General features: G+C 68.3%; 25 protein-coding genes. 5 read left to right on the top strand and 20 right to left on the bottom strand.

Going from position 1 to position 23,887, the window contains the following annotated elements; all coding sequences use genetic code 11:
* Positions 1-6: 6 nt before the first annotated feature.
* The 20 genes from ACNKFW_RS21780 to ACNKFW_RS21875 form a co-directional block, all read right to left on the bottom strand.
* Positions 7-285, bottom strand: a complete 279-nt coding sequence (locus ACNKFW_RS21780) for a hypothetical protein (protein ID WP_074990482.1) — start codon at positions 283-285, stop codon at positions 7-9.
* Positions 286-297: 12 nt separating this feature from the next.
* On the bottom strand, positions 298-978 hold the full coding sequence (locus tag ACNKFW_RS21785) for a hypothetical protein (protein WP_074990480.1): 681 nt from the start codon (positions 976-978) through the stop codon (positions 298-300).
* Positions 975-1,247, bottom strand: coding sequence for a hypothetical protein (locus ACNKFW_RS21790; RefSeq protein ID WP_147429332.1), 273 nt, complete (start codon positions 1,245-1,247; stop codon positions 975-977). Before ACNKFW_RS21790 ends, ACNKFW_RS21785 begins: the two co-directional genes overlap by 4 nt.
* The gene (locus ACNKFW_RS21795) at positions 1,244-3,145 is read right to left on the bottom strand and encodes an ATP-binding protein (protein ID WP_333484291.1); all 1,902 of its coding nucleotides are present in this window, start codon (positions 3,143-3,145) and stop codon (positions 1,244-1,246) included. The genes ACNKFW_RS21790 and ACNKFW_RS21795 overlap by 4 nt, the downstream gene beginning before the upstream one ends.
* Positions 3,142-4,299 carry a Pvc16 family protein gene (locus tag ACNKFW_RS21800; protein ID WP_333484292.1) on the bottom strand — a complete coding sequence of 386 codons (1,158 nt, stop codon included), beginning with the start codon at positions 4,297-4,299 and terminating at the stop codon, positions 3,142-3,144. The genes ACNKFW_RS21795 and ACNKFW_RS21800 overlap by 4 nt, the downstream gene beginning before the upstream one ends.
* A gap of 1 nt (position 4,300) precedes the next feature.
* Positions 4,301-4,522 carry a hypothetical protein gene (locus ACNKFW_RS21805; protein WP_333484293.1) on the bottom strand — a complete coding sequence of 74 codons (222 nt, stop codon included), beginning with the start codon at positions 4,520-4,522 and terminating at the stop codon, positions 4,301-4,303.
* An 833-nt stretch (positions 4,523-5,355) separates the two neighbouring features.
* Positions 5,356-6,072: a hypothetical protein gene (locus ACNKFW_RS21810; RefSeq protein ID WP_143091241.1), complete on the bottom strand. Its 717-nt coding sequence runs from the start codon at positions 6,070-6,072 to the stop codon at positions 5,356-5,358.
* 53 nt (positions 6,073-6,125) lie between these two features.
* A complete protein-coding gene (locus tag ACNKFW_RS21815; RefSeq protein WP_074990468.1) occupies positions 6,126-6,626 on the bottom strand; it encodes a phage tail protein in 501 nt (166 codons plus the stop codon).
* A gap of 29 nt (positions 6,627-6,655) precedes the next feature.
* Positions 6,656-8,563: a phage tail sheath C-terminal domain-containing protein gene (locus ACNKFW_RS21820; protein WP_333484294.1), complete on the bottom strand. Its 1,908-nt coding sequence runs from the start codon at positions 8,561-8,563 to the stop codon at positions 6,656-6,658.
* A 651-nt stretch (positions 8,564-9,214) separates the two neighbouring features.
* Complete coding sequence (locus tag ACNKFW_RS21825) at positions 9,215-9,967, bottom strand: SDR family NAD(P)-dependent oxidoreductase (RefSeq protein ID WP_333484295.1); 753 nt, start codon at positions 9,965-9,967, stop codon at positions 9,215-9,217.
* Between the two features lie 4 nt (positions 9,968-9,971).
* Positions 9,972-10,724 carry an SDR family NAD(P)-dependent oxidoreductase gene (locus ACNKFW_RS21830; protein ID WP_147429329.1) on the bottom strand — a complete coding sequence of 251 codons (753 nt, stop codon included), beginning with the start codon at positions 10,722-10,724 and terminating at the stop codon, positions 9,972-9,974.
* Entirely contained in the window at positions 10,721-11,752 is a 1,032-nt protein-coding gene (locus tag ACNKFW_RS21835; RefSeq protein WP_333484296.1) for a proline racemase family protein, read from the bottom strand. Before ACNKFW_RS21835 ends, ACNKFW_RS21830 begins: the two co-directional genes overlap by 4 nt.
* Positions 11,749-13,218: an aldehyde dehydrogenase family protein gene (locus ACNKFW_RS21840; RefSeq protein WP_147429327.1), complete on the bottom strand. Its 1,470-nt coding sequence runs from the start codon at positions 13,216-13,218 to the stop codon at positions 11,749-11,751. The genes ACNKFW_RS21835 and ACNKFW_RS21840 overlap by 4 nt, the downstream gene beginning before the upstream one ends.
* A gap of 8 nt (positions 13,219-13,226) precedes the next feature.
* Positions 13,227-13,925, bottom strand: a complete 699-nt coding sequence (locus tag ACNKFW_RS21845; RefSeq protein ID WP_147429326.1) for an SDR family oxidoreductase — start codon at positions 13,923-13,925, stop codon at positions 13,227-13,229.
* 13 nt (positions 13,926-13,938) lie between these two features.
* Positions 13,939-15,171, bottom strand: coding sequence for an FAD-binding oxidoreductase (locus ACNKFW_RS21850; RefSeq protein WP_333484297.1), 1,233 nt, complete (start codon positions 15,169-15,171; stop codon positions 13,939-13,941).
* A gap of 59 nt (positions 15,172-15,230) precedes the next feature.
* On the bottom strand, positions 15,231-16,109 hold the full coding sequence (gene dapA / locus ACNKFW_RS21855) for a 4-hydroxy-tetrahydrodipicolinate synthase (RefSeq protein ID WP_333484298.1): 879 nt from the start codon (positions 16,107-16,109) through the stop codon (positions 15,231-15,233).
* A gap of 24 nt (positions 16,110-16,133) precedes the next feature.
* Positions 16,134-16,799, bottom strand: coding sequence for an amino acid ABC transporter permease (locus ACNKFW_RS21860; protein ID WP_418025867.1), 666 nt, complete (start codon positions 16,797-16,799; stop codon positions 16,134-16,136).
* 18 nt (positions 16,800-16,817) lie between these two features.
* Entirely contained in the window at positions 16,818-17,480 is a 663-nt protein-coding gene (locus ACNKFW_RS21865) for an amino acid ABC transporter permease (protein WP_074990454.1), read from the bottom strand.
* Between the two features lie 8 nt (positions 17,481-17,488).
* Positions 17,489-18,256 (bottom strand): amino acid ABC transporter ATP-binding protein, encoded by a 768-nt coding sequence (locus tag ACNKFW_RS21870; protein WP_418025869.1) that lies wholly within the window; start codon positions 18,254-18,256, stop codon positions 17,489-17,491.
* 95 nt (positions 18,257-18,351) lie between these two features.
* The gene (locus ACNKFW_RS21875) at positions 18,352-19,173 is read right to left on the bottom strand and encodes a substrate-binding periplasmic protein (RefSeq protein ID WP_418025871.1); all 822 of its coding nucleotides are present in this window, start codon (positions 19,171-19,173) and stop codon (positions 18,352-18,354) included.
* A gap of 194 nt (positions 19,174-19,367) precedes the next feature.
* Between ACNKFW_RS21875 and ACNKFW_RS21880 the strand changes: the two genes are divergently transcribed.
* The 5 genes from ACNKFW_RS21880 (at position 19,368) to ACNKFW_RS21900 (ending at position 23,876) form a co-directional block, all read left to right on the top strand.
* Complete coding sequence (locus ACNKFW_RS21880; RefSeq protein WP_333484301.1) at positions 19,368-20,075, top strand: GntR family transcriptional regulator; 708 nt, start codon at positions 19,368-19,370, stop codon at positions 20,073-20,075.
* A 274-nt stretch (positions 20,076-20,349) separates the two neighbouring features.
* On the top strand, positions 20,350-21,165 hold the full coding sequence (locus ACNKFW_RS21885; RefSeq protein WP_418025640.1) for an inositol monophosphatase family protein: 816 nt from the start codon (positions 20,350-20,352) through the stop codon (positions 21,163-21,165).
* 21 nt (positions 21,166-21,186) lie between these two features.
* Positions 21,187-22,086, top strand: a complete 900-nt coding sequence (locus tag ACNKFW_RS21890) for an ABC transporter ATP-binding protein (RefSeq protein ID WP_333484305.1) — start codon at positions 21,187-21,189, stop codon at positions 22,084-22,086.
* A gap of 51 nt (positions 22,087-22,137) precedes the next feature.
* Positions 22,138-22,239, top strand: coding sequence for a hypothetical protein (locus ACNKFW_RS21895; RefSeq protein WP_418025873.1), 102 nt, complete (start codon positions 22,138-22,140; stop codon positions 22,237-22,239).
* The gene (locus ACNKFW_RS21900; protein WP_123130452.1) at positions 22,236-23,876 is read left to right on the top strand and encodes an ABC transporter permease; all 1,641 of its coding nucleotides are present in this window, start codon (positions 22,236-22,238) and stop codon (positions 23,874-23,876) included. The genes ACNKFW_RS21895 and ACNKFW_RS21900 overlap by 4 nt, the downstream gene beginning before the upstream one ends.
* Positions 23,877-23,887 lie beyond the last annotated feature (11 nt).

Here is a 23,887-nt window from a genome sequence, read left to right on the forward strand (position 1 = left end):
GCGTCCTCACTTGTCCGGGGGGATCTGCACCGGCATGCCCGGTACCACCGCGTCGAAAGGATCGAGCGCAGCCGAGGCATCGGCGATGCGCCACAGCTTCAGCGGATCGCGGTAATAGCGGGTGGCCAGCGTATCCAGCCGGTCGGTGTCGGTGGCCATGGCGGCAAAGATCGCGGCGCGGGCGGGGCGCGGGGTCGGGCCGATCAGCTCGACCCGCGAGCCGTCTGCCCGCATCCAGGCCACCCGGCCGGATTTCGCGTAACGGCTGTTCTTGTCGACGGCCATCGCTGGTTTCCCCTATTGCGGCAGGTTGATGCTGGTGCCCTGGTCGGCGGTCGTGTCCAGATAGAGCCGCGCCATCTTGCGGCGGTTCGCGGCGGTGAAGTTCAGCGAGGACTGGACGCGGGTGTTGTCGCGGGCCTCGGCCTCGCCCAGCACCTCCAGCCCGACCTCGATCTCGGCGCGGACGGGATAGAGCTTGCCGTTGAAGAAGGTCTCGGCGATCGCCATGCCGGTGATCTTGACCGGCACGACGCGCCTTTCGCCCCAGATGAACAGCACGATCGGGCGGCGGCCGCGGGCGCGCACCGGCTCGCTGCCGTCCGAGGGTGCCTCGGTCTCGCTTTCGACGGGATAGAGCAGTTCCTCCAGCGCCGAGATTTCCGGCAGCACGCCGAATTCCACCGGCAGCGAGGAATGCGCCTCGACCCGGTCGGCCAGGTCGAAGCGCAGCACCACCGAAAAGCTTTCCTTGAGCGTGCCGGACGAGGCGTCGGCCCCCTGTTCGCCGCTGCTGCCGCCCGCTCCCTGGGCGCCGGGTTCGGCCCCGCCCTCGGCCCCCTGCGCCTGTTCCAGCTGCAACTGGCGGGTCAGCGATTCAGGGTTGAAGCGGAAGGGGATGAAGCTGGACATGACGGCGGTGTCGTCGGGATCGTAGACGGCGAAGGCGCCCTGGGTGAAATTGATCGCGTCGCTCATCTTGCGGCCTCCCATGCGGCGCGGATCGCGATTTCCAGCCTGCGCGCCAGCGCGGCCTCGGCACCGGGGGCCAGCAGGTCGCGGACCCCGCCCAGGTCCAGCCGCAGGTCGCCCAGGGCCCCGGTGCCCGCCGTCAGCCCGGCGAGGCTGCGCGCGGCCTCGGCCAGGGCACGCTCGATCACGGCGCGCAGGCGGGCGGCATCCTCGGGCGAGGCGCTTTCGACGCTGATTTCGCCGATGTCGATGACCAGGTCAGCCGCGGTGTTCATTGCGCCTCCTCCAGCCAGCGGGCCAGGGGGCCAAGATCGTCGGCCCCCCTCGGCAGCCCGGACTTCTCCAGCTCGCGGATGACGGCGCGGGCCAGGTGGCGCGGGGCCAGCGGGGCGTTCTCGGCGGCGGCCAGATGGGCCGCGGCGACGGCGGCGTTGCGGATATTGCCGCCGGCAAAGCGGAACCGTTCGGCCAGCATGGCGATGTCCAGCCCGTCCTCGCACCAGCCGGGCCGCGGCAGGTTGCGGCGCCACAGCTGTTCGCGCTCGGCCTTTTGCGGCATGGGAAAGTCGATGACGAACTGCATCCGCCGGGTGAAGGCGGGATCCAGGTTGGCGCGCAGGTTCGTCGCCAGCACGACGATGCCGGCAAAGGTCTCCAGCCTTTGCAGCAGGAAGCCGACCTCGATATTGGCATAGCGGTCATGGGCGTCCTTGACCTCGGACCGCTTGCCGAAGACGGCGTCCGCCTCGTCGAAGAACAGGATGCCGTGGCCCGCCTCGGCATCGTCGAAGATGCGCGAGAGGTTCTTTTCCGTCTCGCCGATGTATTTCGAGACGACCTGCGACAGATCGGTGCGATAGAGGTTCAGGCCAAGCGCATTGGCAAGGCAGCGCGCGGCAAAGGTCTTGCCGCCGCCCGGGGGGCCGGAAAACAGCAGCGCCAGCCCTTGGGATTCCCCCGCATCCACGGGCACGCCCATGTCGGTCCAGACCCGCCGCCGCGCCTCGCGCCAGGCGATGGCATCGGCCAGGCGGCTGCGGATTTCCCTGCCGGCGACAAGGTCGTCCAGCGTCACCTCGGACCGGACATTGGTGACAAAGGGGCCCATGCGCCGCGCGCCCGCCGCGCGGATCGCGGCGGCGAAACGTGCGGCATCGGGCCGGTCGCCCGGCGCATCGTCGGCCAGGCTGCCCTGGATCTCCGCCTCGTGCCGCGCGGCAAGAAGCTCGGCCAGCGTCAACTGGAAGCGCGGCGCGAGCGCATCGGCGATGGCCGCGTCGATGCCGGCGGCATCCCATGCCGCGCGCGCCTCGGCCGGGGTAAAGGGCGGCGCATCGACCGCGCGCAGCCGCCCGGCGTCGAACCGGTCGGGGGCCAGCAGCACCAGCGCGCCCGAGCCCTGCCGCGCGGGAATGCGCGGCGGCGTCTCCAGCGCGAACAGGTCGACGACCAGCGGCGGGGCGTCGTCGTCGGGCAGGGGCAACGGCTCGCCGGGGCGAAGCGCGACCAGGTCGAAGCCACGCGCCGGCATGAGCGCGGCAAGGTCCGCGGCCAGTTGCAGCGCCATGCGTCGCGACGGGCTGCGCAGCCACAGGGTTCCGTCGGCGGCCAGGATGCGGGCCGCGGCGCGGGCGGGGCGCAGCATGACCGGGCGGTGGCTGGCCGGGATGAAATCGCCCTGCATGCGGGGCTGGCCGCGGAAGCTGCGGGCCAGCCCTTCGGGCGTCAGGCGCAGGCCCCATTGTGCCGAGGGCAGGCATGCGCCCGGCGGCTGGGCCAGTTCCAGGCGGGGGTTGTCCTGGGGCGCGACCAGCGCGGCGGCCAGCGCCGCGTCATGGCCAAGGCCCAGCCCGGCCACCGCGATCCGGGCAAAGACCGCGGGGGTCGGCAGGTGCAGGCCGGCATTGTCGGCCAGGATGGAAAAGGCGGCGGCGGCGTCGGGGAAGCGTTCCGCCGCGAGGGCGGCGGCCTCGATCCAACCCGCCACCGACAGCGGCAGTTCGGCGGCGCGCCGGGCCAGCGGCCGCCAGTCCTCGGCATGCTCGGGCCAGCCCGCGCGCGGGTCGTATCCCGTTTCGGCGTCGCCGAGGTGATGGGCGACGGCCAGCAGCGCCGCCTCGCGCATCCAGTCGGCGGGCCTGCCGCCTGCCGCGCCGATCCCCATCGCGGTCATGGCGCCACCTCGATGGGCACGGCGGGGGTGAAGCGGTTCGGGCCCATGCGCAGCGCCGCCAGCATGGGAATGGCGCGCAGCCCCGCCGCGTCCAGCGCGGCGCGGGCCACCACCACCTGCGCGGGGGTCGCTGACGTGGGCGCAAGCTCGATCACCTCGAGTGGCGACAGGATGCCGCGGGCGGGCCACAGGAAGACCTGCGCGGCCCCGGCAAGGTCGCTGCCGGTCAGCACCAGGTCCGCGCCGGGCGCCAGCGGCGCCGCGGGGGCATCCAGCGCGGGCCGGCCGGCGGTGACGGACAGGGGGTGCCGTTCCGAGCCGCCCTCGGGCGCGACCAGCACGATGTCCAGCGCGCCCGGATCGGCCCCCGGCGGGCAGGTGACGAAGATGCGGCCCAGGGTGTCGGGCCGGGCGATCTGGCCGGGGCCGAGCGGCGGGTCGGCCAGGGCGAAGCTGTGCGGGCCCAGGCGCAGCTCGGTCGCATTCGCCGCCTCGGCCGTCTCGATGCGCAGGCGGCGGCCCGCGCCAAGCGGGTCGGGCAGGGCGCCGATGATCGCGGGCCGGGTGATCGGCCGCGGCCCGGCCAGCCGTACGCCGCCCGGCGCGACGATATCGGGGGCGGGCAGCGGCAGGGTCAGCCGTTCCAGCTGCACCGGCCCCAGCTCGACCAGCGCCCAGGGCCGGTGGCGCATCTGCAGGGGCGTGAATATCTTTTCCATCAGGTCCGCGGCGACCGGGACCAGCGTCGCCGTCATCTGTCCCTCGCCCTGCACCGGGTCGATATCGGCCGAGGCGGGGATCGGCAGTTCGATGACGGGATCGGTCTCGATGGCCTGCAGCGCCTGGCCCAGCCGGTTGATCGCCTGCACCGGCTCGCCGGCGGGCGAGGTGCCATAGGCGGTGATGACGAAGAAGGCCGAAAGCGACAGCGGCGGCGGGCGGCGCTGGCCGTCGTCGCCGATGAACCATTCGTCGTTGCGATGCGTGGGCTGCGGCGTCACCCACAGCAGCGATACCCGGATCGCCTCGCCCTGCGCGGCGGCGTTCTCGATCGGCGGGCCTGCGGCAATATCGGCCAGCAGCGGGGCGATCCCGGCCTTCAGATGGGCGGCCAGGGCGCGGCCGGCATCGTGCAGGTTGACGAAGCGTGCCATCTCAGCCTCCGCCCGGGCGAGGGATGGAATGGCCGCGCGGCGCGCGCCGGGCCGGCTTGGCAAGCAGCGTCTTGCGCGCCGCCGCAGGCCGTTCGCCGGGGTTGCGCGTGACGATGGTCAGCGCGCCGATGCGGATGCGGACCTGCGGCCCCGCCTTGGGCGGCGCGGCGGGAAGCGGCGTTTCGGGCTGGCGGGCGGGACGCAGCGCGGGGCCGGCAGGCATCGCGCGCGGTTTTTCGGCTGCCGGCGCCGCGGGTTTCGGCCGCGGCTGTGCGGGGGGTTCCGCGGGCTTGGCGGCGGCGGCCCTGGCGGCGCGCGGCGCGGTGCCGGATACGGGCTGCGGCGCGGCAGGCTTCGGGGCGGGTTTCCGCGCCAGGGGCAGGGGCGAGGGCCGTGCCGGTTCGGGCGCACCAGGCGCGCGCAACCGCAGCCGTTCGGCCGTCGCGGCAAGGCGCTCGGGGTCGGCGGGCAGGCTCGGCGCTTTCGCCGGGGCGGGGGCCGGGATGGAGGCGGGGGCCGAGGCGGGGTGTCGCGGCGGCTGCGGGCTTGGCGGGGCAGAGTGGCGAAAGCCCTTCAGCGCCACCCGCGAGGTGAGGGCGGTCGGTGGGTTGCCGCGGCGGAGCCGGGGCGCGGGCGGCGCCGGCTCGGGTGGCCGGGCCTTGGGCAGCACGGCCTCGGACCTGGCTGCGGGTCGGTGCGGACGCGGTTGCGGCGCCGGCTCGGCCCGGGCGGTGGCCAGGGGCGGCCTTGCCGATGCCGCGCCCCCTTTCGGTTCCGGCTTGCGGCCGGGCGGCGATGCCGTGTTTCCCTTTGCCGCCCTGGGTCGCGCTGCGGCAGGCTTGGGTTGCGGTGTCGGCCGGGGCGCGGGTGGCGGTGGCGCGGGCGCGCGCGTCGCCAAGGGGGCCGGCACCGGGGGCAGGGGCGCGGCCTGTTCGACTGCGGGGATCGCCGCGGGCTCGGGTGCCAGTTGCGGCCCGGTGGCGGGGCGCAGCCGGGGCTGGGGATCGCTTGTTCCGGCGACGGGACCGACCAGCGATGTCAGCCTGGGCGCACGCATCACGGTTCCTCCGTCAGCGCCCGCGCGGCAAGGATGCGGCGCAGATAGTCCTGCCGGCGCGAGACTGGCAGGGCGAGGATCTCGGCCTCGGACCAGTGATAGCTCATCGCGATCAGGTGGATCTCGTCCAGCAGCGTTGCCGCGCGGCTGCGTAACTCGGAGTCGAGGAATTCGGCGACATCCAGCGGCAGGACCAGCGCCGCGCCGCAATCCGTGCAGGCGGTGCCGATCTCCAGCCCCAGCCCGGCCACCGCGCTTTCCAGCGCGGCAACGACGGTTTCGCGGTCGGGATCGGCCAGGCGCGCCTCGGCCTGGGCGGGCTCCAAACCCGCCGCCGCGGAAAGCAGCGCGACCAGCGCCGCCTCTCCGTGAAGCCCCCGCCTTTCCAGTGAGATGAGGTTGCCAAGCCGCAGGGGCCGCAGCGGCACGCCGTCCAGCGGCAGGGGTGCCGCGGGCTCGCGCGGCAGGTCGTCGGTAGAAAAGGCCAGCGCGTTGCCGGCGCCGCAGCCGGTGCAATCGGTTTCGGATTCGATGCGCGGCCCGATCAGGGCGCGGCGCAGGGCCAGCAGCGCCTTTTCCCATTCGGGCAGGGTCAGGGCCGACAGCGCCTCGATCCCGCGGCCCTCGACCGCGGCGGCCAGCGCGGCCAGCCGCCCGTGGGGCCCGCCCGTGGGGGCGTGGAAGGCGATCTCATCCTGTCCCGTCAAAGCGCGCACGGCTTGCTCCTTTCCCGGCGGTCGGTTCGGGTGGCCCGGCTGCCCGAGGGCGGTCAGGTTTCGGCGGGCTCGGTCACGGCCTCGTCGAGGACGAAATTCTCGTATTCGACCTTCAGCGTCTGGATCGCGACCGCGTTGGCATTGGCGTCCATTTCCGGCAAGGCCTGGAATTCGCTGGCCCAGGCCCGCATCAGGTTGAAGGCCATGACCGGGACGCCCTGCATGTTCAGCACCTCGACCCGGACGGATTTGCGATAGTTCACCAGGCTGTTGGCCGCTTCGCCCTGGGGGTTGTTGACCTGGTTGGCCCATTCCAGGAACTGCCGGTCATGGGTCAGGCCGGATTCGAAGGTCACCGGCTCGAACTTGGTGCGTCCGGGCATCTTGCGCACGATCCCGGCATCGGCGGCCACGCGCCATTCGATCGCCTCGGTCGTCTTCTTGACCGCCGACATCTTGGACAGCGCGGCGACGACCCGCCCGTCCCATGTCACCCGGAAGCGGAAGTTCTTGTAGGGGTCGATGCGATGGGCGTTCACGTTGAACATCGGCATGGGCTGCCTCCTTTCCGATCAGCCCGCGCCTAGCGGCGGGTCATCTGGCTGAGTGTTACGATGACGAATTCGGCCGGACGCAGCGGCGCGAAGCCGACCTGGACATTGACGATCCCCGCCGCCTGGTCGTCCGGCGTGGTGGTATCGCTGTCGCATTTGACGAAATAGGCCTCGCGGCTCGTCGCCCCGGCAAAGGCGCCGTTGCGGAACTGCGCTTCCATGAAGGCGCCGATGCTGGCGCGCAGCGCAGCCCAGAGGCGTTCGTCATTGCCCTCGAACACGGCCCATTGGATGCCGTTGAAGATCGACTTGCGCAGGAACATCGCGGTGCGCCGGACGTTGATATAGCGCCATTCCGTCGTCGGTCGCCCGGTGCGCGCGCCCCAGACCACGCGGCCCGCGCCCGGCACCGTGCGCAGTGCATTGAGCCCGTGCGGGTTCATGCGGTCCTGGTCGCGGTCCAGCACCTGGAAATCCAGGCCCACCGTGCCCGCCAGCGCCGCCTCCAGCCCCGCCGCCACCTTCCAGACGCCGCGCCGGCCGTCGGTGCGCCCGTAGAGCCCCGCGATATGGCCCGCCGCGGGGATCGCGCGGACCGGATCGCGGCCAAGCCCCGCGGGATCGGGCACCACGATGCGCGGCCAGTAGAGCGCCCGGAAATCCGAGCCGGTGATACCGTTGCGCGCCTGGTCCACCGCATTGCCGACGGGATCCTCGGCCGCGGTCGAGCGCGGCGCATCCGCGACCAGGAACAGGTCGCGCTGCGGGCGCGCCTCGACATAGGCCAGCACGGCATTGACAAAGCCGGCATGCTGCGCGTTGGTCGTTGCGCTCAGCAGCCCGTCCGAGGCGCAGACGATCAGCGCCGCATCGTCGATCCCGTCCAGCGCGCTCAGCGCCGCGCCGTAACCGGCCGCGGGGAAGGTGGCATTGCCGCCGGTGCCCCCGGCCAGCGCCGTGCCCGGCGTGGTGCCGGTCAGCGCCCCCTGGTTGCGCGGGCGGAAGGCGACGGGCGGCTCGACATCGGCCCAGGCCAGGTAGGCCGAGCGGGCAAGCTGGTCCAGCATGTATTTCTCGTCCACCGGGTCGGGGGACAGGCCCTCGAACCGCTCGACCTCGGCAAAGTTCGCCTCTCCGACGGGGCGGTAGAAGACGACGAGGTTGAAGCGGGCGGTGTCGGCATCGGTGCTGTCGGCGATGGCCACGCGCAGCGCGTTGCCCCAGGCCCCGGCGCCCCGCGCCCGCAGGGTCGAGCCGGCGGTCGTGCCGCCCGCGCCCAGCAGGATGCCCGCGGGGCCGGCGGGCATGTTGACGGGCCGGATCGCCGGGCCCGACCAGCGGATGTCGGGATCCGCCGCCAGCCGCGTGATGACATTGTCGGGATCGCCGTCGACGATCGTGAGGTTGGTCAGCGTCGGATTGGTGGCGCGGTTGGCGAAGCTCGTGCCATTGTTGGTCGAGACGCGGACCGTCAGGTTGAAATGTGCCGCATCCCCGTCGGTCGCATTGGCGATGACGACCTGGATCTGCTCGTTGGCAGCGGGGGCGCGGGCCTGGATGATCCGCGCCGCCGCCCCGCCCGCGTCGCTGACGGTGATCGCGCGTTCGGCATCGACGGGCAGGCTGGCCACGGTGGCGGGCGTGTTGCCGACGCCGGCGGCAAGGCGCAGGACATAGGCGCGCGGGCCGCCATTCTCGAAAAATCCCTTGATCGCATAGGGCAGCAACAGCCGCGCCGTCCCGCTGTCGCCTTCGTTGCGGAAATAGCCGCCGAAGATGCGCTGGAACTGGATTTCCGACGAAACCGGCGTCGGGCCGGTCGGGCCGCGCTCGGTTTCGCCGACAAGGATGGTGACGGCGGTCGGCGCGGCCTCGATCGCGCGCGCGCCGCCGGGCGCCTCGCGAACATAGACCCCCGGCGTGAGAGGCGTAGTCATGATGCATGATCCTCGCTGCTTGTCGGCAGCGGTCCGGGGACAGAATATTCAGAAGCGGAGACTGCCTCTCCGCCTGTCCGCGCCGTTCCCGACCCAGAGACATTCGATTGTCCGGCCTTGCTTTCCGACCCAGGAGCCGGGCGCCTGAAAAGCGGTTCTTCCGGCCGGCGCTTGCCGGAAGCGTGATCGGCCCGGGCCTCCGATAACCGGAGCGGCCGAAGCACTTCATATCCTGTCGTTTTCGGGGTGAGGCCCCAGAATGGCGGAGGGTGTCATTCACCGCCCATTATCACGATTACGATAGCTCAAGGCCCGATTCTGTCAAGCCCCGGCGTGGGTCGGCATGGGTCCGGCAGGGCGGGCATGGCAAGACAGGCGGCAAGGGCGATGATCGCCGGCGGGACAGGCCTCGGCATGGCGTTGCCTTTGCCGCGAGGGCCGCTGCGGGTGCATCGCGGGTGCATCGAGGCCGGTCCGCGTCAGGCCCCGCGGGTGCATTCGGGTTTCCGCCGCCGGGGCGGAAATCCCGAAATCCTCCTCGGGCTTCCGTCACCGCTGCGGGTTCGGCGCGAAGGCCGCCGGCCCCGTATCCGGGCGGTCCGGGCGCGTTCGGCCCTTGCCTTGGCCGGTACCTCTGCGGCCGGCCTGCCTTCAGGCGACGGCCTGCGCGCCGGTGATCTCGACCAGCGATCCGCACATGAAGGCGGCCTCGTCCGAGGCCAGGAAGGCAACCAGCGCCGCCACTTCCTCGGGCTTGCCGATGCGGCCGAAGGGCACCAGCCTGTCCAGGTCGGCGATGGTGCGGCCCGCGCGCTTGACCCCCGCCTCCAGCATCGGCGTGTGGATCTCGCCCGGACAGACGGCGTTCACGCGGATCTTCTGGGGCGCATAGTCGCGGGCCAGGTTCTGGGTAAAGCTCGCCACCGCCGCCTTGGTCACGTTGTAGGCGATATGGTTCGGTGCCGGGTAAAGCCCCCATTGCGAGGCGGTGTTGACGATGGCGCCGCCGCCCGCCGCGATCATGTGCGGCAATGCGGCCTGGCACAGGTGGAACATCGCATCGACATTGATGGCAAAGGACAGCCGCCAGTCCTCGGGCGTCAGCGCCAGCAAGTTGCCGCGCCGGTTGATGCCGGCATTGTTGCACAGCACGTCGATGGCGCCCTCGGTGGCGATGACGTTTTCGACGATCGCCCGACAGCCTTCGGGCTGCGCGATGTCGCTGGCCAGCGCGCGGGCCTTGCCGCCTTGCGCCAGGATTGCGGCCACGGTCGCCTCGGCGCCTTCGGCGTTCACGTCGGTGACGACGACCTGCGCGCCCTCGGCGGCGAAGCGGGCGCTGATCGCCGCGCCGATGCCGCCCGCGGCGCCGGTGACGATGACGGTTTTATCATTGAAACGCATGGCGTTACCTCAGGTAGCTGCCGCCGTTCACATCCAGCACCGCGCCATTCAGCGAGGCTTGCGAGGGACGGAAGGCAAAGGCGGTGATTTCGCCGATTTCCTCGGGCGCGGCCATGCGGGCGATGGGGATGCCGGCCAGCGCCGCCGCCTCGCCATGCTGGGCGATATAGGCCTCGGCCATCTCGGTGCGCACCCAGCCGGGCGCCAGAGCGACCGCGGTCACGCCTTCGTGGCCGTGGCTTTGCGCGATGGATTTGGTCAGGTTGATCAGCGCGGCCTTGGAGGCGCCATAGGCCATGGCATTCGAGGCATAGCCGCGCTGTCCGGCGCGGCTGGCCATGTTGACGATGCGCCCGCCGCCATTTTGCCGGAAATGCAGGATCGCCAGCTTCGACAGGTCCACGGCCGACAGGAAATTCACCCGCATCTCCTGCGCCCAGACCCGCTGCCATTCGCCCATCGGCGCATCCACCGCGACCTCGGAACGGATGCCGGCATTGTTGACCAGCCCGGTCAGCCGGCCGGCCGCTGCCACGGCCCGATCCCACAGCGCCTGCGGGGCCGCGGGGTCGGACAGGTCGGCCGAAAGGCACCAGCCCCGACCGTCCAGCGCGGCCAGCAGCGCCTCGGCCGCGTCGCGATTGCGGCCGTAATGGATGACGACGCGCGCCCCCTCGGCGACCAGCGCATGGCAGATCGCCCGGCCGATGGCGCCGGTCGCGCCGGTGACGAGGATGGATTGCCCGGACAGCGTCACAGCTCGCCCACCTGCGGACCCCAGGTGTCCGACATGGCAAAGCCCTGCGCAAAGGGATCCTGCGGATCCAGCCGCAACTGCTGGCGGCCGAAGACATAGCCCTGTCCGGTGATGCGCGGCAGGATGGCGGGGCGGTTGCCGACGGTGGTCTCGCCCAGGATCTCGGCGGTGAAGGTGCCGCCGATGATGCTGTGCGACAGCCGCTTGTCGCCGGTCTTCGCCAGCCCGCGCGCATGCAGCACCGCCAGGTTGGCCGACGAGCCGGTGCCGCAGGGCGAGCGGTCGACCCGGCCCGGCTTCAGCGTGGTGCAGGTCACGACCGAGCCGTCCGGCTGGTAGTCGCGGAACATCACATAGGCGATCTCGTTCAGGCTGGCGATCTCGGGGTGCTGGACCGCGACCTGCTCGGCCAAGAGCGCCTTGATCTCGGTCCCGGCCTCGGCCAGGGCGCGGGCCGCCTCGGGGACGATGCGCAGGCCGACCTGGTCCACGTCGATCTGGGCGTAGAAGACGCCGCCAAAGGCGATGTCGGCCTGGATCGTGCCCCATTCCGGGGTCGAGACCGGAACGTCAAGCTGCTGGACGAAGGCCGGCACGTTGTCGAGGCTGACCGACAGGCAGCGGCCGTTTTCGCATTGCGCGCGCGCCACGATCAGCCCGGCGGCGGTGTCGAGCCGCACCACGGTTTCCGGCTCGACCATCTTGACCCGGCCGGTTTCCAGCAGCGCCGTCACCACGCAGATGCAGTTCGAACCCGACATGGGGTGGGCGCGATCCGGTTGCAGCACGATGAAGGCGGCATCGGCATCGGGCCGGGTCGGTTCCAGCAGCAGGTTGGTGGTATGGACCACTTGCGCCCGCGGCTCGCGCGTCAGGAACAGCCGCAGCGAGGGGTCCACCTCGTTGAGGTGGTTCATCTTGTCAAGGATGGTGGCGCCCGGAATCTCGGGCGCCCCGCCGACCAGCACGTTGCCGCTTTCGCCCTGGCAATGCACCAGCAGGATGTCGAGGAATTTCTCGAAGGTCATTTCAGATACCATCCCCAGGGCTCTTCGCTGACGAAGCTGGTGATCTGCTTGGTTTCCAGGTAGTTATCCAGACCCCAGCGGCCCAGTTCGCGGCCGATGCCGGATTGCTTGTAGCCGCCCCAAGGCGCCTCGGTGAAGGTGGGCTGGCTGCAGTTGATCCAGACGATGCCGGCGCGGAAGGCGCGGGCCACCCGCTCGCAGCGCGCCTCGTCGGCGGACATCACCGCTGCGGCCAGGCCGAAGCGCGAATCGTTGGCCAGCCGGATCGCCTCGTCCTCGGTGTCGAAGGGACGGATGCAGACCACGGGGCCGAAGATCTCCTCGACCCAGGCGTCGCTGTCCAGCGCCGTGTCGGTCAGCACGGTCGGCGCCACCCAGAAACCCTTGTCGAAGCCGTTGTGTCGGCCGCCGCAGGCGACGGTCGCGCCCTGTTCGACGGCGCGGTCGATATGGCGCAGCACGTCTTCATACTGGCTTTTGTTGACCAGCGGGCCAAGCAGGGTGCCCTCGTCCAGCCCGTTGCCGATGCGGATCTTTCCGGCTTCCTCGACCAGCCGCTCCAGCAGGCGCGGGTAAAGCGGCGCCTCGACCAGCACGCGCGAGGTGGCCGAGCAGACCTGTCCCTGGTTCCAGAAGATGCCGAACATGATCCATTCGACCGCCTTCTCGATATCGCTGTCGGCGAAGACCACGAAGGGCGACTTGCCGCCCAGTTCCAGGCTGATGCGCTTCACGTCCTTGGCGCCCGTGGCCATGATCCGCGACCCGACCGGACCCGAGCCGGTGAAGGCCACCTTGTCGACCTGCGGATGCTCGACCAGCGCCTGGCCCACGACCGAGCCCTTGCCCGACAGGATGTTCAGCACGCCCTTGGGCAGGCCGGCCGCCTCGGCGATGGCGCCCAGTTCCAGCGCGGTCAGCGAGGTGGTCTCGGCCGGCTTCAGGATCATGGTGCAGCCTGCCGCCAGCGCCGGGGCGACCTTCCACGAGGCCATCAGCAGCGGATAGTTCCAGGGCACGATGGCGACCGCGACGCCCAGCGGCTCGCGCACTGCCTTCGAGGCGAAGCGGTCATCGGCCAGCTTCACCTCCTCGACCTCGCCGTCCAGTTCTTCGGCCAGGTCGGCGTAGAAGTCGAAGCAGCCGGCCGCGTCGCTCAGATCCCATTCGGATTCGGGCAGCGGCTTGCCGTTGTCGCGGGTCTCGATATGCGCCAGTTCCGGCAGCCGGTCGCGGATGCCCTGGGCGATGGCGCGCAGGTATTTGGCGCGCTCGGCGCCGGTCAGGCGCGGCCAGGGACCGTTGTCGAAGGCCTCGCGGGCGGCGGCGACGGCGATTTCGGCATCGGGGGCGGTGGCGGCGGGGATGTGGTGGAACACCTCTTCGGTCGCCGGGTCGATCACCGGCAGCGTGCCGCCCTCGACCGGGGCCACCCATTCGCCATTGATATAGAGCTTGGTCTGCATCTTGTTCCTCACATATGCCGGGTCAGACCGCCATCGACCCGAAGGCTTTGGCCGGTGATGTAGCTTGAATCGTCGGTCAGCAGGAAAGCGGCGGCCTTGGCCTGTTCCTCGACCTTGCCGATGCGTTTCAGCGCCGTCAGGTCGCCGAATTTCTCAACGTCCAGGCTGTCGGTGAAGCCGGGAAGCAGGCAGTTCATGCGGATGTTTTGCGGCCCGTAGCGGTCGGCGTAAAGCTTGGTGAAGGACGACACCCCCGCGCGATAGACGCAGGAGGCCGGGAACCACAGCGAGGGCTCGAAGGCCGCATAGGTGGTGATGTTGACGATCGAGCCGCCGCCCTGCGCCTGCATGATCGGCGTCACCAGCCGCGCCATGCGGACGACCGATTTCACGATCATGTCGTTCGCCAGATCCCAGTTTTCATCCGTGATCTCAAGCAGATCGCCTTTCGGCGGATGGCCGGTATGGTTCAGCACCGCGTCGATGCGGCCATAGCTGGACATCGCCAGATCGACGATGCCCTCCAGGTCCTCGGCGCTTTGCGCGACCCCGCGCCGGGCCACGCCGCCCAGTTCCGCCGCCAGCGCCTCGCAGCTTTCCGAGGGCGACATCAGCGCCAGGCGGTAGCCGCGTCCATGCATCTCGCGCGCGACGGCGGCACCCATGCCGCGGCCGCCGCCGGTGATCAGACAAACCTTTTGGGTCATGGGATCTCCTTTCTCAGAAACGGTCGATGCGATAGGGGCGCATGTCGATGGGCGGGGGCGCCCCGGTGATCAGGTCGCCCATCAGCCTGGCATTGGTCGCGGCATAGGTCACGCCCAGATGGCCGTGGCCGGTGGCGTAGAACACGCCCGGCACCCTGGCCGAGGCCGACATGACCGGCACGGTGTCGGGGAAGGCCGGCCGGTGGCCCATCCATTCGGTGAAATCCTCGCAACGCAGGTTCGGCAGCGCCTCGCGCGCGCGCTTCACGGTGATCTTGCTGCGCCGATAGTCGGGCGGCGCGTCCAGCCCCGCCATCTCGACCGTGCCGCCGACGCGGATGCCGCCCGCGGTGGGCGTGACCATGAAGGCGCGGGCGGGCCAGATGATCGAATGCCGCATCGAGATGCCGGGCGCCATGATCTGGGTGTGATAGCCGCGCTCGGTTTCCAGCGGCATCGGCTCGCCCAGCAGTTTCGAGAGCCGCGCGCTATGGGCGCCGGCGCAGATCACCACCTCATCGGCAGGAATGGTGCGGCCGTCCGTCAGCCGCACGGCGGTGATGCGGTCGCTGCGGTCGAAGCCGGCGACCTCGCCCCGCTCGATGCGGCCGCCAAGTGCGGCGAAGCGGTCGGCAAGGGCGACGACCAGCCGATAGGGGTCGCGCAGGCTGCGGTTCTGCGGGAACAGCACGGCGATGCCGATGCCGTCCGACAGTTCCGGCTCGAGTTCGCGCGCCTCGGCGCCGGTCAGCCGCCGGTGCGGAAAGCCGAAGCGTTCGAGGATCTCGATATGCTCGCGGTCGGCGCGGAACTCGGCCTCGTCGCTGTAAAGCGACAGGCAGCCTTCCTCGGTCAGCTCGCCCTCAAGGCCCGTTTCGCGCAGCAGCGGCAGCAGGTCGTCGTAGACACGCGCGCACAGCGCCGCGCCCTGCGCCTCCAGCTGGCGCAGCTTCGAGGGGCGCGAGGCGGCGATGAAGCGCATGAACCAGGGGATCAGTTTCGGCATGTAAGCGGGGCTGACGCGCACCGGGCCTTCGGGGTCCAGCATCCAGCCGGGGATCTGTTTCCAGACCGAGGGGCGCGAGGCGGGCATGAATTCCGTCACCGCGATCGAGGCCATGTTGCCATAGGAGGCGCCGCGCCCGACCTCGCCCTTGTCCAGCAGGATGACCTGCCGGCCGCGCTTTTGCAGCTCATAGGCAAGGCTTGTCCCGATGATGCCCGCGCCGACGATGACCGTGGCCATGCTTGTCCTCCTCCCGTTGATCGTGGGCCGGGCGGGGTCCGCCGCCCGGCCGGGTTGGCTTACCAGTTCAGGATCGGCTCCATGGCGGCGCGGAAATCGGCCTTTTCCTCATCCGTCAGCGGCCCGAGGGGCGCACGGCATTCGCCGACCGGCATGCCCTGGATCTCGCAGCCGTATTTCAGCTTCTGCACGAACTTGCCCGATTCCAGGATGTTCATCGCGGTATAAAGCGTCGCCATCTGCGCGCGCGCCTTGTCGAGGTCGCCCGAGCGATAGGTGCGGTCCAGGTCGCAGACCGCCTTGGCCATGCAGTTCGCCGGCCCGCAGATCCAGGCGTCCGCACCCCAGAACATGAAGTCCAGCGCGATGTCGTCTGAGCCCGAGACCAGCTGGATGCGGTCCTTGTAGCGGGTGGCGATGCCGATGGCGCGCTGCAGCGAGCCCGAGCTTTCCTTGATGCCGATGATGCGCGGATCGTCGGCCAGGGCGTCCAGCACCTCCCAGCCCAGCTCGATCCCGTCCTTGTCCGGGTAGCTGTAAAGCACGATGGGCATGTCGGTGGCTTCCAGCACCGTCTGGAAATGCTTGATCAGCTCGGCCTGCGTCGGCTTGGTGTAGAAGGGCGTCGCCAGCAGCACGGCATCATAGCCCATTTCCTTGGCGCGCAGCGTGTTGGCGATGACGCCGGCGGTCGAGGGCGCGTTGGTGCCGGCGATCAGGATCTCGCCCGGCTTGGCGAAGTCCTTGACGAATTTCAGCACGCTGTCGCGTTCCTCGTCGGACATGAAGTTGTATTCGCCCGAGGAGCCGCAGGGCACCCAGCCCGAGACGCCGGCTGCGCGCAGGTTGGTCAGCAGCTTCTCGAACGCGGCGAAGTCGATCTTGCCGGCGGCATCGAAGGGCGTGACAAGGGCGGGCATGACACCTTGCAGTTTCATGGTGTTTCCTTTCGTTTCAGATAATTATGCAGAGAATTTGCGAAGCAGCTTCTGCTCGACGACGGTGACGGCCCGCGTCAGGGGGAAAGCGATGACGAAGTAGATGCCGGCAACCACGGTCAGCACCTCGACCGGGCGGGCCGTGTTGTTCGAGATGTTCTGGCCGATGAACATCAGGTCGGCCATGCCCACGGCCGAGACCAGCGCGCTTTCCTTGAACAGCGAGACGGCGTTGGACAAGAGCGTCGGCACGGCCCGCAGCACCGCCTGGGGCAGGATCACGTTCACGATCTGCGCCGCACGCGGCAGGCCAAGCGCCACGCAGGCATCCATCTGCTCGCGGCCCACCGAACGCAGCGAGGCGCGGAAGGTCTCGGAGGTGATCGCGCCCATGTAGAGCGTCAGCGCGATGGTGGCCGAGACGAAGTTCGAGAACTCGACCCCCAGGATCAGCGGCAGGCAGAAGAAGATCCAGAACAGCTGGATCAGCACCGGCGTGCCCCGGAACAGCTCGACATAAAGGCCCAGCAGGCCTCGGACGAAGGCATTGCCGCTGCTGCGCAGCAAGCCGATGACGAAGCCCAGCGAGGTGCCCAGGACGATGCACAGCACGGTCAGCTTGATCGTGGTCCACAGCCCGAGCGCCAGCGCATCGGTAAAGCGCAGCAGGATCGAGAAATCCAGTGTCATACCCATGATCGGTCCCCCTTACGAATGGCTCTGCCGGCGCTCCAGCCAGTTCACGAACTGGCCGACCGGGTAGGAGATGGCGAGATAGATCAGGGCGACGACCGTGAAGGTCTCGATCGGGCGATAGGTGGCCGTGGCCAGCGTCTTGCCCTGATACATCAGGTCGGCGACACCGACGATGGCGACCAGCGCGCTTTGCTGGAAGATGCCGATGCCGTTGGTCAAGAGCACCGGCACCGAATTGCGCAGGGCCTGCGGCAGCACGATGTTCAGGATCCGCTGTGTCGGCGACAGGCCAAGCGCGATGCCGGCATCCAGATGCTCGCGCGGCACCGCCTGGATCGAGGCGCGATAGGCTTCGGCGTTGAAGGCGGTCAGGTTCAGGCCCAGGGCGATGATGCCCATGAAGACCGGGCCCCAGAACACGTTGAAGATCATCGGCACGCAATAGAAGAACCAGACGATCTGGACGATGGCCGGGGTACAGCGGAAGAACTCCACGAACAGCATCGAGGGCAGCCGCAAGACGGCCAGCTTGCTGGTGGTCAGCAGCGCCAGCGCGAAGCCGGCGATGACGCCGATGACATTGGCGGCCAGCGTCAGTTGCAGCGTCACCCAAAGCCCGTCCATGAGCGGGCCCATGTTCCGGGTGACCGCTCCCAAGTCGAGTGTGTAATCCATGGCGCGCCTCAGGCCTTGATGTGGAAGACGCGGTTGATGAATTCGCGGGTGCGTTCCTCCTTTGGATCGCCCAGCACCTGCTCGGGCGGGCCGTCCTCGACCACCACGCCGCCGGCGCAGAAGATCACCCGGCTGGCGACGTTGCGGGCAAACCACATGTCATGGGTCACCATCATCATCGGCATGCCCTGTTCGGCCAGTTGCAGGATCACCGCCTCGACTTCCGCCACCAGTTCCGGGTCGAGCGCCGAGGTCACCTCGTCGAACAGCATCAGCCGCGGGTCCAGCATCAGCGCGCGGGCGATGGCGACGCGCTGCTTCTGGCCGCCGGACAGCTGGCTGGGATAGGCATCGGCCTTGGCGCCCAGGCCGAAACGCTCCAGGATCTTCTGGCCGCGCTCGCGGGCCGAGGCGCGGCTTTCGCCGTTCACCTTGCGCGGGGCGAGGATCAGGTTTTCCATGATGCTCAGATGCGGGAACAGGGTGTAGTGCTGGAAGACCATGCCGATCTGCTTGCGCACCTCGGTGTCGATGACGGTCTTGCCGCCCTTGGTCGAGATATAGGGCTTGCCGCCGAAGCGGATCGAGCCGCCCTGGATCTGTTCCAGCCCCATGACCACGCGCAAGAGCGTCGACTTGCCGCCGCCCGAGGGGCCGATGACCACGACACGCTCGCCCGGCATCATCTCGATGTTGAGGCCCTTGAGAACCTGGATGTTCGGACCATAGCTCTTGTGAAGGTCGTGGATCTCGACCAGCGCAGACCCGTCCCGCATATCCGCCATAAGCCTCTCTCCCGAATATGGCTCTTTCGCGAACCGCCGCCTCCCGCGCCGGTTCGGTGTTTGCATGTCTTGCAGAGTGGTCGGCCTCAGTTGCCGGATGCTGCCAGAACCTCGTCGGCCGCCTTGGTGATCAGCGCGTCGACGGCGCCGGTGGCGACCTTTTCCTCAAGGAAGATGTCCACGACGGCCACGTCCGAGGCGCGCAGGCTCAGCGGCAGGCCGAAGGACACGCCCTGCTTGGCCAGCGCCGGTTCGGGGTTCAGGGCGACCGCCCAGTCCGGGTTCGCCTGCGTGAACAGCAGGTTGGTGTCCGAGGCGTCGACGATGATGTCGGCGCGGCGCGACTGCACGGCCAGGCGCGTCTCGTCGGCCGAGGGCAGGCGCAGGATCGTCGCATTCTTGACCGCCGCCGAGATCGCCTTGTCCTGGGCGGTCCCGGACATGACCGCCATGGTGACGCCGGCCACGTCGACATCGGCGACCGAAACCGGGTTCGCCGGGATCTTGGGGTTGTCCTTGTTGTAGACCAGCGAGATCTGGTATTCCATCGCCGGGATCGAGAACTGCACCGCCATGGCGCGCACCGGCGTGCGGTTCAGCGCCAGCGACATGTCCCACTTGCCGGCCTGAAGCCCGGCCACGATATTGTCCCAGGTGGTGTCGACGAATTCCGGCTGCACCTCCAGCACGGCGGCGAATTCGCGGCAAAGATCGGCGTAGAAGCCCGAATACTCGCCCGTTGCCGGATCGCGCATCACATAGGGCGGGGCGACCGCGGCGCCGCAGCGCAGCTTGCCGGCGCTTTGAACCTTCTGCCAATAGCCGCCAGCCTCCTGGGCAGAGGCAGCGCCCGCCGAGAGCGCGACGGCCAGGGCCAGGATTGTCGCCGGTTTCGAGATTGTCTTCATCAGCATGTCCAGTCTCCTCCTGATCGTTGGATAGCTAATTCTGTCGTCTTTGCGGCATTCTACTTGTCAACAACATGCCGACATGAAAACAGCATGCCGACACAATGACGGCACGTCAATAAAAACTTTGTGTCGACTTCCTGTCCTGCGCCGGTTTATTCTCGGATGTGAAAATTCTTTGCGGGAGAACGCGCTTGGCCGGTGAAGCTGAGATCAGACACGCCAAGGGGACGGGCTGGCGCTTTGTCTACCAGACTCTGCACGATGAAATCCTGTCCCTGGTCCTGGAGCCGGGGGCGCTCTTGGACGAGACCACCCTGGCCGAGCGATTCGGCATGTCCCGCTCACCCATCCGCGAGGCGCTGATCCGCCTGTCGGGCGACGACCTGGTGGTGACACTGTCGAACCGCTCGACCATCGTGGCGCCGATCGACGTGCTGAGCTTTCCGAAATATGTCGAGGCGCTGGACGTGGCGCAGCGCATGAACACGCGCCTGGCCGCCGAATTGCGCAGCGAGGCCGACCTGAAGGCCATTGCCGCGCGGCAGGCCGAGTTCGAGGCGGCGGTCAAGAACGGCAACCACCTGCTGATGTCCGAGGCGAACAAGCAGTTCCACATGGCCATCGCCAGCGCCGGCCGGAACCCCTATCTTGCGGCCTTCTACGAGCGGCTGCTGAACCAGGGCCGTCGCATGCTGCACCTGCATTTCGACTATATTGAGCGCAGCAACGACAGCTATCTGCTGACGGACGAACATGCCGAGATGCTGGAGGCGATCCGTGCCCGCGACGTCGATCGCGCCGACGCCCTGGCCCATGCCCATACCCGGCAGTTCCGCGACAACTTCATCGAGTTCATGAAGGAAAACTATTCGCAGAACTTCTCCTTCGTCGGGAAGTAGCCTTCTAGACCTTGAGGCAGCTTCTGCAGGCCCGGTGCATATGCACCGGGCTTTTTCATCCTTGGGTCCGGTCGGCTTAATGTGCTGTCAGAAAAAGTTCATAGAGACGACATAAAACTGTTGACGCTGCCGACTTCAAGACGACAAGATAAAGTCAACACGAAGTCGACAAGCCGGTCTCGAAAGCGATGCATGGGCGATGTCGAACGGCCCTCCGGCGAGACGATCTTCTTCGCCATGCAGGGCAAGCGCGCACTTCAAATCAGCAGGGGGAATGAGAATGCCGGTTATCCATGCACAATTGGACGAGTTCGGCCGGTTCGCCGAACGGCTCGCCGACGAAAGCCGGCGCATGCTGGCCGAGGCGCTGCAGATGGAGCGTTCCATCGAGATGAAACCCGACAGGTCTTTCGTCACCGACATGGATCTCGCCATCGAGCTGCGGCTGAGAGAGCTGATCGAAGACGCCTATCCCGATCATGGCGTTCTGGGTGAGGAAAAGGGCGCAGAGAATACCGACCGGGAGTTCGTCTGGGTGCTGGACCCCATCGATGGAACCGCGCCTTTCATCGCCGGCGTGCCCGTCTATGGCACGCTCATCGCGCTGATGCACAATCGCGAGCCGGCTATCGGCATCATCGACCAGCCGTCCGGCGGGAACCGCTGGGTTGGGCGCAGGGGCGAGCAAACGCTGCTCAACGGATCACCGTGCCGGACCCGAAACTGCACCAGCCTGGATGCGGCGATCCTGTCGATCTGCAATCCGGATTTCTTCACGCCCTCGGAGGTGCCGGCCATGCAGGCCCTGCGCGAAAAGACGGCCTGGCGCATCTACGGGGCGGCCTGTCTCAGCTTCGGCCTGCTGGCGTCGGGGCGCACGGACGTGCATCTGGATACCCAGTTCAAGATGCATGACCTTGCGCCCTACACCCCCATCATCGAGGGGGCGGGCGGAAAGGTGACCGACTGGTCCGGTGCGCCCATCACCCTGGACAGCGGGTCCAGCATACTCGCAACGGGCGATCCGACCCTGCATGACGAGGCGCTGGCGCTGATCGAATCGGCGCTGGCCCGAGCCATTCCTGCATGACCATTCGAGGGAGGAGATCGCATGGGAATTCGGATTGAAGGGCTCGGCGTCAAATACGGCGACCTGAAGGTCATCGACGGGCTTTCTTTGCAGATCGAGCCGGGCAGCTTCTTCACGCTGCTCGGTCCATCCGGTTGCGGCAAGACCACGCTGTTGCGCACGATCGCGGGTTTCATCGAGGCGTCGGATGGCCGCATCTCGTTCGGAAACAGCGAAGTTACCCGTCTGCCCCCGCATCGGCGCAATATCGGCATGGTCTTTCAGGATTATGCCCTGTTTCCGGACAAGACCGTTTCCGAAAACGTGGCCTATGGCCTGCGGGCCCGGCGGGTGCCGGCTGCGGAGATCAGGCCGAAGGTTGCGCGCGCGCTTGAGCGGGTCGGGCTCGGCCATCTTGGCGACCGTCATCCGGCGGCGCTTTCCGGCGGGCAGCGGCAGCGTGTCGCCCTGGCGCGCGCCCTGGTGATCCAGCCCGCCGTGCTGCTGATGGACGAGCCTCTGTCCAACCTGGACGCCAAGCTTCGCCTGCAGATCCGGGAAACCATTGTCGAGCTGCAGCGCGAGGCGGGCATCACCACGGTCTTCGTCACGCATGACCAGGATGAGGCGCTGGCCATGTCCGACCGTATCGGCGTGATGCGCAACGGCCGGCTTGAGCAGGTCGGGACGCCCAAGGAGATCTATGCCACGCCGCAAAGCTCCTATGTGGCGGATTTCGTCGGTGCGGCGAATATCATCGAGGTTTCCGTTCGTCCCGGCCCCGCCGGCCCGATCGTCGTGGAAACCGCAGGCGCGCGGCTGCAGGCCCGTGCGCCGCAGGCGCTGACCGGGGACAAGGCCCTTCTGATCGCCCGCCCGGAAGAAATCCGCCTGATCGCCGGAACCGAGGGGGTGCTTCCAGGCCGGGTGCGCGGCAAGTAATATCTTGGCCAGTCGACCAGCTATCGGATCGAGATTCCGGGCGAACGCATCCTGTTCGTCGATGTGCATGGCGAAGACCATGACAGCCATCACCCCGGCGCGGCCGTGGGCGTGGTGCTGGACCCTGCCAAGACGCTGGTGCTGGCATCATGACACGGCTTTTCAACCATCGCACCATCTGGATCTGGTTCACGGCTGCGGCCATCTTTCTTGCCGCCGTATTCCTGCTTTATCCGGTGCTGAACCTGCTGACCGGAAGCATCAGCGGCGGTCGCAACGGCTGGGCGATCCTGCTGTCGGAGCCGCGTTATACGGAAGCGATCCGCAACTCCTTGCTGCTGGGGGTTATTGTCACCCTGACAAGCGTTGCGGTCGGGGTGCCGCTTGCCTATTTCACCGCCCGTTACGATTTCCCGGGCAAGGGCATCGTGACGATCCTGCCGCTGATCACCATCGTCGTGCCAGAGGTGATCTCGGCCCAGACCTGGCTGATGCTGCTTGGCAACAACGGCATCATCACCAAATGGTTTCTGGCCCAGGGTGTGCGCCTGCCAAGCTTTTACGGCTGGCCGGGCCTGACGATCGCCATGACCTTCGCCTATTACACCTATGTGTATATCGGCACGCTCGCGGCGGTGAAGGGCTTCGATATCCAGCTGGAGGAGGCCGCGCAAAGCCTGGGCACGCCGCCCGCCAAGGCGCGGTTGCATGTGCTGGTTCCGGTCATCATGCCCGCAATCCTGTCGAGCGGCCTGCTGGTGTTCACCCTGGTCATCGGCAATTTTGCCACCGCCACCATCCTGGGCGGCAGGGTCCGGCTGCTGTCCGTGCTGACCTATCAAAGCGCCGTGGCCGAGGGCGGGGGCGATCGCGTCATGCAAAGCACGCTTGCCAGCACCGCAGTCGGTCTGATCCTGGCGGTTCTTTTCCTGCAACGCTGGATCGTCTCCCGCGGCCGGCACCAGATCGTGCAGGGCCGGCATGCCCGGCCCCAGCGCCTTGGTGGGCTCAGGGGCCGGCTGGGCGGACTGGCCGTCGCGGTTCCGGTCGTTCTGTCGCTTCTGCCGCTGGTCACGCTGCTTGCCGGGTCGTTCACCGTGCAGCGGGGGCCAGTCACCCGCTGGGGAGAGTGGACAACCGCGAATTTCGAGCGCCTGTTCACCCGCTTTCCCGACGCGATCACCAACACGCTGCTCTATTCGGCCACCGCAGTCGCCATCGCCATCGCGTTCAGCACCCTGGCCAGCTATCTGATCGTCAAGAAGAAGAATGTCCTGACACCCGTTCTGGACTATCTGGTCGTGCTGCCTCTGGCGCTGTCCGGCACCGCCATCGGCATCGGCTTGCTGATGGCCTTCGGGACCGGTGGATTGATCCCCTTGGGCGGCACCGGGGCGATCATCGTCCTAGCCTATATTGCCCGCCGGCTGCCGTTCGGTGTCCGCAACGCTTCCTCGACGCTCTACAATATCCCCGACTCGATCGAGGAAGCCTCGATCAGCCTGGGCGTGCCGCCGGTGCGGAGCTTTCTCAAGGCAGTGCTGCCGGTCATGGCACCCGCCATCGCAGCGGCGGCGGTGCTGACCTGGACGACAACGGTGGCCGAACTCAGCGCCTCGATCATCGTGTATTCGGGCGGCCGCGAGACCATGCCGATCGAGATCTTCAAGCTGATCGACAGCGGGTTGATGGGGCAGGCCTCGGCCTATGGCGTGCTGTTGATCGCGGTCATCCTGCTGCCGATCATCGTCGCCACCAAGGTGTTCAAGGTCGATCTGTTCTCGACCTGAAAAGAAGGTCC

The organism is Paracoccus sp. TD-10 (genome assembly GCF_048270675.1).
GTDB lineage: Bacteria > Pseudomonadota > Alphaproteobacteria > Rhodobacterales > Rhodobacteraceae > Paracoccus > Paracoccus pantotrophus.